The 854-nt window shown below is 44.6% G+C and carries 1 protein-coding gene; it reads left to right on the forward strand.

Translation table 11 applies throughout. The features are described from left to right. Positions 1-854, forward strand: an 854-nt coding sequence (locus A5320_RS22130; RefSeq protein WP_197490029.1) for a hypothetical protein, incomplete at both ends; no start/stop codon positions are given.

Below are 854 nucleotides of genomic sequence, written 5' to 3' on the forward strand. Positions count from 1 at the left end.
AGCCGGAAATTTAATTGGGAAGACGGTAAAGAACTATTCAGCGATCAGTACGATAAAGATGGTGTGACTTTACTGCGTCGTTCAGAAAGTAAGTTTATTCAAGGCAAGCGTTATGGCTCGGCCGGTGACAATGGATTACCGACGTCAAATACCCAAATCAAAGAGTATTCAGTGTTAACGACTGAATCAAAGAAGATCGACCCAATTGACGGATATTTTGGCTCGGATGATTCTGAGTTTGTTACCCGTTTTAGTGATTTTAACCTGTATGAAGCGCCACAGCTGATTTATGAGGAAAGCCGCTACAGCAATTCTGCCAACAATAAATCCCGTTGGACAAAAACCACATACCAGCACGACACCACAAACTGGTTATTAAATATGGCCAGCAAACAGCAGCGTTCAGCAGATAATTCAACCTGGACCACCTATGAGGAAACGGTGTATTACGCCAGTAGCCACGCCAATAAATCGTTGCCGCAACAAAAGAAGAGGTTCGGCACCTTGATTGGCACTATGGATTATCATAGTGATGGCAACTTGAAATTATTTGAATACAACCTTCCTAATCGTTGGGTGCAGTACGACAACTACAAACGGGGTAAACCGCAGCAGGTTAAATTACCGCAGCGTTACACTGCTTCATGCGCTGCAAATAGCAGCTGCCACATTTTACTGTCGCAAACCATCAACGATACCGGCACGGTTAAAGATGTTACCGATCTGAATGGTTATAAAACATCCTACGGCTATGACAGTCTGAACCGCTTGCAGCTGATTGACCCGTTGGATAGTGCCTGGGCAAATACCAGTATTTCATATGACGCCGACGTCAGTGGTATGGGCGTGATGGT

It is taken from the genome of Rheinheimera sp. SA_1, from assembly GCF_001669775.1.
Taxonomy (GTDB): Bacteria; Pseudomonadota; Gammaproteobacteria; order Enterobacterales; family Alteromonadaceae; genus Pararheinheimera.